A 7,215-nucleotide genomic window follows, 5' to 3' on the forward strand; every position below is an offset into this window, starting at 1 on the left:
CAGCTGTTTTACATAGAATATACCATAAGAAAGAATAAAAGAGGAGAGATTCAGTTGGATAAGCAGACAATTGTTGTTCTAGGAGCAGGTTTCTCAGGTGTTTTCACGGTCATGCAACTAGCAGAGAAATTGCCTGCTGATAGTGGAGTCAAGATTCAATTAGTCAATAAAGATCCTTATTTCACTTACAAAACAAGATTACATGAAGTCGTAGGCGGGCGTATTCGTCCGGAAGAAGCGCTACATGACTTAAAGCTTTTATTTAAAGGTTATTCAAATGTCGAAATTATTGTAGATGAAGTCAGTAAAATAGATGAGACCAATCAAGTGGTCATGACCAAAAAGCAAGAGTTTGCTTACGATTATCTCGTCTTAGCAATGGGTGGCGAGCCAAATGACTTCGGCATCGAAGGCGTCAATGACTTTGGCTTTACGATGTGGTCATGGAGAGAAGCAGTTAAGATTCGCAAGCATATCCTGATGACAGTTGAAAAAGCTTCGAACATTTCCGATCCTATTGAGCGAGCGCAGATGCTTCATTTTGTCGTTTGTGGGGGTGGTCTTACAGGGATTGAGATTATGGGTGAATTACTAGAGTGGAAACCCCAATTAGAAGAAACATTTAGTCTTGAGAAAAATGAGATTTCTTTATCTCTGGTTGAAGCGACAGCAACTATATTGCCTGCACTTTCAGAAAAAGAATCACAACGCGTCAAGCAATACTTTGAAGAAAAACAAGTTAACTTACTGACAAACGCATCTGTAACGAAAGTCACAATAGATACTGTGGAAATCAAAGATCAAGCACCTCTTCAAACAAATACGCTGATCTGGACTGCTGGTGTTCAAGCCAATTCAACGATTGGACAGATAGAAGGGGTATTCGGAAAAGCTGGACGACTTAAAACTGTAGGAACAATGTCTGCAGAAGGCTTAAAGCATATTTATGTTGTTGGCGACCTCGTTCATTATGAAGATGAGAACGGAACACCGATTCCTCAAAATGCGCAGACAGCAGAACAAACAGCAGAGACAGCAGCAGCAAATATTTTAGCTAGTCTCTATCGTGACCGGGCATCTAAACAGCATGAAAATAAGCAAAAAGGAACGATTGTTTCAGTAGGAGCTAGTTATGGCGTAGGATTTTTAATGAAAAAAATTCATCTTAAGGGTCCAGTGGCAGTGATTATGAAGCATGTAGTCAACCTCGCTACATGGGCACAGCTGAAATCAGCTTCAAATTTCACTAAATATGCGCAGCAAGAAATACGAGCTGCAAAACAAAAACGGTACACATCTTAATTAAATGTGATGAGACAATCAAGAGAATAAGCGTCTATAAATGAGACGATTAAGGCGGAACTACAGTGAGCATGCACCCGTTGTGGAAGGACTATCCTGTTATACAAAAAGAGCTTAATGAAACAAAAAATATGATCTATCAAAATATTTTCATTCGAAACAAACAAGTCAACGAGGCCGCAAAACATATTTTTGAAGCTAGTGGAAAAATGGTTCGTCCAGCATATGCACTATTGTTTTCGCAACTTGGATCAACGAGTCAACCTGAAAGAGCGAGAGTTATGGCAGGGGCCATTGAGATTTTCCACAATGCCACCTTATTGCATGATGATATTATCGACGAAGGAGAAATCAGAAGAGGAACCCCGACCATACAAGCAGCTTACGGTAAGAAGTCAGCGGTTTATGCTGGTGACTTTTTGTTGTCAGTTTGTTTCAGAATTACGCATCCTTACAGATTGGAAATGGATGTGCAAGGCATTTTAACACGTGCAATGGAACGTGTAATCGGTGGCGAGCTCCACCAACTTGATCAATCATTCAATGAAGAAATGACCTTGCGTCGTTACTTGACACAAATTCGTGGCAAGACGGCAGAGTTATTTGCACTAGCTTGTTATGCGGGAGCGATGGAGTCAGGCTTACCTGAGAAAGAGCAGTGGATCAGCTACCGAATTGGCATTCAAATCGGTATGGCCTTTCAATTGATGGATGATCTACTCGAATATACACAAGATGAGGCTGATTGGGGGAAGGCGATGTTTCAAGATTTGAAAAATGGTATTTATACGGCACCTGTCCTTTTTTCAATGAAGCAAGAACCAACTTTTTTTAAAGAGCAATTTGCTAAAGAAGTTTATACACAAGAAGACTTGATAACGATTCGAAACGTATTGATCGAAACAAAAGGTATAGAATCTGCCTTTAAAATGGCAGAACGGTATACGGATAAAGCGCTCAAACTTATTCAGCAATTGCCAGATGGCAGTAGTAAACAAGATATCGAACGATTGACGAAGACATTACTACAAAGAAGTGTTTAAAGAGCTTTTTGTAGTAAAAAAGGTACGAAAGCAATCGTCAGGAGGCAAAATATGTTTCAGACGCTAAACTATTTTCAAATGATTACATTAATGTTCATATTCATTATGAACTTTTATAGCTTATACTTATTTTTTATAGATAAGAAACGTTCACAAAAAAAGGCGTACCGTATTTCTGAAAAACAATTACTATTAAGTGCTTTTCTATTTGGCGGTATCGGTGCTTGGATCGGAATGACGAACTTCAGACACAAAACAAAAAAGCCACTATTTAAAATCTGTATCCCTTTAGCAGCAATTTGGACGCTTATTAGTATGCTTGTTGCAGTCTTTTACACCTATCTATTTTAAATTAGAAAAGACGAGCTGCCCTTTAAGAAAGGTGGCTCGTCTTTTTTGATGCTATGGTTCGACTAGGTAAAAAATAATTTTACCTAGTATATGAATAGAATCGTCATTTTCTTCGATAATATAATCCGTATATTTAGGATCGTAAGAAGCTGGTCTAAAGATGGTTTGATTGCCAATCTTGATTAATTTTTTAACCATAGATTGCCCTTTATGAGCAAAGAAGACAAAATCGCCATCTACTAAATTTAGGATCGTTTCTTTTTTGATTCCAATCAAAGATCCAGCAGGAATCATCATATTCATCGATTCACTGGTCATTCTTGTAATAAGTACATCTTTTGCTCCAGCATATTTACCCAAAACAATATCGGATACTGCTATCTCTTCAGTCCCAGTAGCGTGATCCCACTCTTGAGTGAGTGTATTGTAGGTTGCTGAGGGAACGCTCTGATAAGTAACGGGCTCTTTTTCTTTTAAACGCTCAGTAGTATAGATGAGTTCTTCTGGAGAGATGTTCAATCCTCGACAGATGATGATTACATTGGCCAACTTAGCGTTAAAAATACCCCGTTCAAGAATTGAACGGATCGTTGTATAAGGTAATTGAATAGCGCGTGAGAATTCTTTAATCGTACCAAATCGTTCTATAATCATTTCTCTTAATTTATCTTCGCTTTTCATTATCATTCTCCAGTAAGATGTTGTCCATTAAACAATATCATACGAAAAATCGCATATCAAGTATAAAAAAGATTAAAAATGGATAAATGATATTGACAAGTACGAAATTTCATACTACTATAAATAGTGTAATGGTGCACAAAGTTTTTTTTAGCAAGATGTTACGAAAAATCGTATAGGCGGTGAAGAGATGCTTCAGAATTTTGAAAGAATTCGAAAAGAAAAAAAAGTATCACTAGTAGATATTGCTGATCTGTTGAACGTCAGGTACCAGACTGTCAGAGAAAAAATCAATGGAGAATCAGATTTTAAATTCGGTGAAGCCGTTAAGGTCAAGAACACCTTCTTCCCAGAATTTGAAATTGAATATATCTTCATGAGGGAAACGGATAGTTGTCTCGAAGCGGATAAGGAATTAGAACATAGTAGCACAAGCAGTTGTTAGTGAAAGAAGATACGTAGATGTTTATCGTAAAAAGAACGACGGGATTTAAGCCCTCGTTCTTTTTGTGTGGAGATCATTTTTATTGTTTTTGAAAAGTAATTTACATACTAATTTTTTGAGAATCCTAATAAAAGGTGAAACTTAAAAATTTCTGATTTATATTTGTTAATCAAGAAGTTAAATAATGGAATATCTATTTTAAATTGCCTACTAATGGGCTGGATTTGGATATACAACTTCAAAATTTTGGCAAACTAAAATAATTTCGGGTGTGTAGGTTAATCCATAGTTATTGAATTCATTTATAAAAAATTTTTCATGTTCCTTATACCAGTATTCATAAGTTAGATCTCCTTCTCCTTCTGAGATGGCAAATTCTTCACTCACTTGGTTCATAGGAGTTTCTTCAATTTTTGTATACTTTATTATTGCTACAGGATTGCTATCACCATTCAAAATAATATCATACTGTTCAACTTTAGGAATAACTTCTTTTTCAACTAGATAACTTTCTTTTGCAGCACAAGTGCCTGTCTTTTTTCCTGACAAAACTAAATTAGCTAATTCATCACCTAAAATTTTACTACCATCACCAAACATCCAAGAATCAGGCATGTTTAATGTTATACCACTAGATTCGACATAATTATGCCAAAATTTTTCTATATCTTTCACTGAAAATCCTCCTACTTAACTATAATTATTTTTCGAATCATTCTTATTAAATAATCCTAATATAAAATTTTAAAAAAAGATAGCTTGTAGGATCCAATAAGTATAGTACCAGCAATGATTATTGTGATTCATTGTTATATTGAGCTGAACTTAATTATTTGAAACCCATATGTTGTTCTCCTTCTTATTTAGTATAACTTGTAACTAGCATAAAAAATGGGAGTAAGTTTTTATGCCTTTATAAAAGGTGTCCTGAAAGAAAACTATGCTTCAAATTCTTATGATATAGACAATCTTTACTTAAAGAATAGATTAGTCTAAAATGAGAATAAGGAGGGATTTTGATGAGGTTTAACGAAATGACTTCATATGATCAAAGAACTACATTCAAAAGAACCATAAAATATCCATTTGCATTTTTTGCAGGTTTTTTTGTTGTCATAGGCTTGCCTTTTTATCTGTTGAATACTTTGTCAGCGGTACTGGTGATGCTATTTCTGCTATTTTTTGGATTGAAAGCGCAGCGGGAGGATTACGGTAAGCGACTGTTTATCATCGATAGCTGTTTACTGATTACTACATACATAGGTGTTTATATACTTTATAGCTTCTTTTTGATTGACTTGTATGCACCATTCTTAACTGATTCAATGACGTATGGTACAAATGTATTTTCTTCTTTCTTTTTGACAGCACATATTTGGCAACTGATTCTCATCTTTCAGCATAAACAGAACCCAAATGGTGCGAAGTGGAAATATCCCTTCTTCTTAAAAATTTAGACTGATCTATCCTATCTATTAGTCGTAATTTAAACCAAGAATTTTACTTAATAAAGCAGTAAGGAGGAACAGGTGAAAAGAATCTTAATTATTGGTTGTCCAGGATCAGGTAAATCGACATTGGCGGAGCAATTAGCGAATGAACTAGAACTAGAACTGATACATTTAGACCGTGTTAATTGGTTGGACGATCATACCACGCTTTCCAGACAAGCATTTGATAAACAACTAACGCTTATCCTAAAAAAAGAGGAATGGGTCATTGATGGTAATTATAATAGGACGCTCGCCCATAGACTTTCTTATGCAGACACCGTGATATGGCTAGATTTACCCAGAATAATCTGTCTTTATCGGGTCATCAAAAGATATGTAAAAGGAAAAAAAACGAATCATCAACATCATGGGAATCCAAAGCGTATAGATAGAGATTTTTTGAAATTCATTTGGCGATTCAATCAAACCAATCGTCCGAAAATGAAACGGGTGCTGGAGGGGTGTACGGACAAAAATATTTTTGTTTTGAGAAATAACAAAAACATCAGGATCTTTAAAAACAATATTGCGTTAATGAGAACAGGCTCATCTTGATAAAAAATAGAGGATATAAAAAAACAATATGAATTAATAGAAAATTTGTATATATTAAAGGTTTGTCGTTAAGATAATCCGAGTAGCTAAAAAAGTGCTTTCAGTATTTGACATAAATGTGAACAGACATTCTTTTTTGAAGCGCGAATCTCTCATAAGTGTATATACAAGTGAACTTATGTCCTATAATTATAGTTGAGAGGTGTGAGTAGATGACCGAGAAAGACAGTCAAAAAGAACTTGAAGCGCTAAAAGTAGAATTAGAATCTATCAAAAGACTGAACAAAGAATTGCTTAATCTACAGGAAGAGCAAGACTCTTTAGATTTTGCATGGTCCGGGAATCTAGGCCACTGGTTCTGGGATTTTGAAATTAATCGCGTTACATTTAATCCAATGAAAGCCATCGCATTAGGTTATTCAAAAGAAGAATTACCAGAATATGTCGATTTTCAGTTTTTCACGGATAGACTCCACCCAGATGATTATGACCGCGTAATGGACGCAATGAGAGACCATTTGTCTAATAAAAGCCCTGTTTGGGAAGTCAGATATAGAATAAAAACAAAGACAGGTAGCTACCGTACCTATTATGATCGAGGAAAAGTAACGAAGCGTACAGAACAAGGCGCACCACTTTTCTTATCTGGTATTGTTTTTGATGTAACAGATTACGAAGATGAAAGACGGAGACTATTGGAAGAAAACAAGGAATGGGCGATTCAATCTAAAAAAGATTCGCTTACTGGATTGTATAACCGAGCGAATATTTTGTTTGAACTAGGTAAACTGGTAAATGATTCACAGATGGGTGCGAAACAAACCGTTTCTATCGGCTTACTTGATATTGATAATCTGAATCACCAGAATTCTTTGTTTGGACCGTTGTTCGGTGATGAAGTGATTAAAAAAGCTGCTCAGATTATAGAAGACAATCTGAGAGCAGGAGATACAGCGGGTAATTTTGAAGGTGGGAAGTTCATGATTGTCTTGCCAGATACTTCAAAAGCAGATGCGCATGCTTTGTCAGAAGATATTAGGAATCAACTTTCTTTAGCGGATTTCAGTGAACCGGCTGAAGTCACGAGTAGCATCGGCGTAGCTCAATATGAGCCTAAAGAAACAGTTAGTCAATTATTTAATCGTGCTGACCGTATGCTGTTTAAAGTCAAAAGTTCAGGAAAAAATCAGGTTCAATCATAAGCAAGAATGAATGACTCTTAAGAAAGGCAACCCTCATAGGGATGCCTTTTTTTATGTGCGCCCGGCATGAGCGACAACTTGGTGGTGAAAGTCCACTACAGGCTTGGCAGTAGGAACTGTTAGCGAATGACAAGGGTGTCCGC

At 36.0% G+C, this 7,215-nt stretch carries 9 protein-coding genes; 7 read left to right on the forward strand and 2 right to left on the reverse strand.

Features of this window, described 5'->3' with window-relative positions; translation table 11 throughout:
* The first annotated feature begins 54 nt into the window (after nt 1–54).
* From J5J05_RS03500 to J5J05_RS03510, 3 genes are all read left to right on the forward strand, one after another.
* Nucleotides 55–1,302, forward strand: coding sequence for an NAD(P)/FAD-dependent oxidoreductase (locus tag J5J05_RS03500; RefSeq protein WP_208559294.1), 1,248 nt, complete (start codon nt 55–57; stop codon nt 1,300–1,302).
* 71 nt (nt 1,303–1,373) lie between these two features.
* On the forward strand, nt 1,374–2,345 hold the full coding sequence (locus J5J05_RS03505; RefSeq protein ID WP_244244597.1) for a polyprenyl synthetase family protein: 972 nt from the start codon (nt 1,374–1,376) through the stop codon (nt 2,343–2,345).
* 51 nt (nt 2,346–2,396) lie between these two features.
* A complete protein-coding gene (locus J5J05_RS03510) occupies nt 2,397–2,696 on the forward strand; it encodes a DUF1294 domain-containing protein (RefSeq protein ID WP_208559296.1) in 300 nt (99 codons plus the stop codon).
* Nucleotides 2,697–2,747: 51 nt separating this feature from the next.
* Here the strand turns inward: J5J05_RS03510 and J5J05_RS03515 are convergent, their stop codons facing one another.
* On the reverse strand, nt 2,748–3,377 hold the full coding sequence (locus J5J05_RS03515) for a LexA family transcriptional regulator (RefSeq protein ID WP_208559297.1): 630 nt from the start codon (nt 3,375–3,377) through the stop codon (nt 2,748–2,750).
* 190 nt (nt 3,378–3,567) lie between these two features.
* Here J5J05_RS03515 and J5J05_RS03520 point away from each other — a divergent pair, with 190 nt between their 5' ends.
* Nucleotides 3,568–3,822: a helix-turn-helix domain-containing protein gene (locus J5J05_RS03520; protein ID WP_208559298.1), complete on the forward strand. Its 255-nt coding sequence runs from the start codon at nt 3,568–3,570 to the stop codon at nt 3,820–3,822.
* A 210-nt stretch (nt 3,823–4,032) separates the two neighbouring features.
* On the opposite strand, the gene J5J05_RS03525 is transcribed toward J5J05_RS03520, so the two are convergent.
* Complete coding sequence (locus J5J05_RS03525) at nt 4,033–4,497, reverse strand: ASCH domain-containing protein (RefSeq protein WP_341868495.1); 465 nt, start codon at nt 4,495–4,497, stop codon at nt 4,033–4,035.
* A gap of 344 nt (nt 4,498–4,841) precedes the next feature.
* On the opposite strand from J5J05_RS03525, the gene J5J05_RS03530 reads away from it, so the two are divergent.
* From J5J05_RS03530 to J5J05_RS03540, 3 genes are all read left to right on the forward strand, one after another.
* On the forward strand, nt 4,842–5,279 hold the full coding sequence (locus J5J05_RS03530) for a hypothetical protein (protein WP_208559299.1): 438 nt from the start codon (nt 4,842–4,844) through the stop codon (nt 5,277–5,279).
* 72 nt (nt 5,280–5,351) lie between these two features.
* Nucleotides 5,352–5,870 carry an AAA family ATPase gene (locus J5J05_RS03535; protein ID WP_208559300.1) on the forward strand — a complete coding sequence of 173 codons (519 nt, stop codon included), beginning with the start codon at nt 5,352–5,354 and terminating at the stop codon, nt 5,868–5,870.
* Between the two features lie 212 nt (nt 5,871–6,082).
* The gene (locus J5J05_RS03540; RefSeq protein WP_208559301.1) at nt 6,083–7,072 is read left to right on the forward strand and encodes a GGDEF domain-containing protein; all 990 of its coding nucleotides are present in this window, start codon (nt 6,083–6,085) and stop codon (nt 7,070–7,072) included.
* Nucleotides 7,073–7,215 lie beyond the last annotated feature (143 nt).

It is taken from the genome of Marinilactibacillus kalidii, assembly GCF_017599325.1.
Taxonomy (GTDB): domain Bacteria; phylum Bacillota; class Bacilli; order Lactobacillales; family Carnobacteriaceae_A; genus Marinilactibacillus; species Marinilactibacillus kalidii.

Coding starts and splice junctions, on each gene's coding strand:
- J5J05_RS03540 (WP_208559301.1), top strand. CDS start 6,083: ATGACCGAGAAAGACAGTCAAAAAGAACTTGAAGCGCTAAAAGTAGAA.
- J5J05_RS03505 (WP_244244597.1), top strand. CDS start 1,374: ATGCACCCGTTGTGGAAGGACTATCCTGTTATACAAAAAGAGCTTAAT.
- J5J05_RS03510 (WP_208559296.1), top strand. CDS start 2,397: ATGTTTCAGACGCTAAACTATTTTCAAATGATTACATTAATGTTCATA.
- J5J05_RS03530 (WP_208559299.1), top strand. CDS start 4,842: ATGAGGTTTAACGAAATGACTTCATATGATCAAAGAACTACATTCAAA.
- J5J05_RS03515 (WP_208559297.1), bottom strand. CDS start 3,377: ATGAAAAGCGAAGATAAATTAAGAGAAATGATTATAGAACGATTTGGT.
- J5J05_RS03520 (WP_208559298.1), top strand. CDS start 3,568: ATGCTTCAGAATTTTGAAAGAATTCGAAAAGAAAAAAAAGTATCACTA.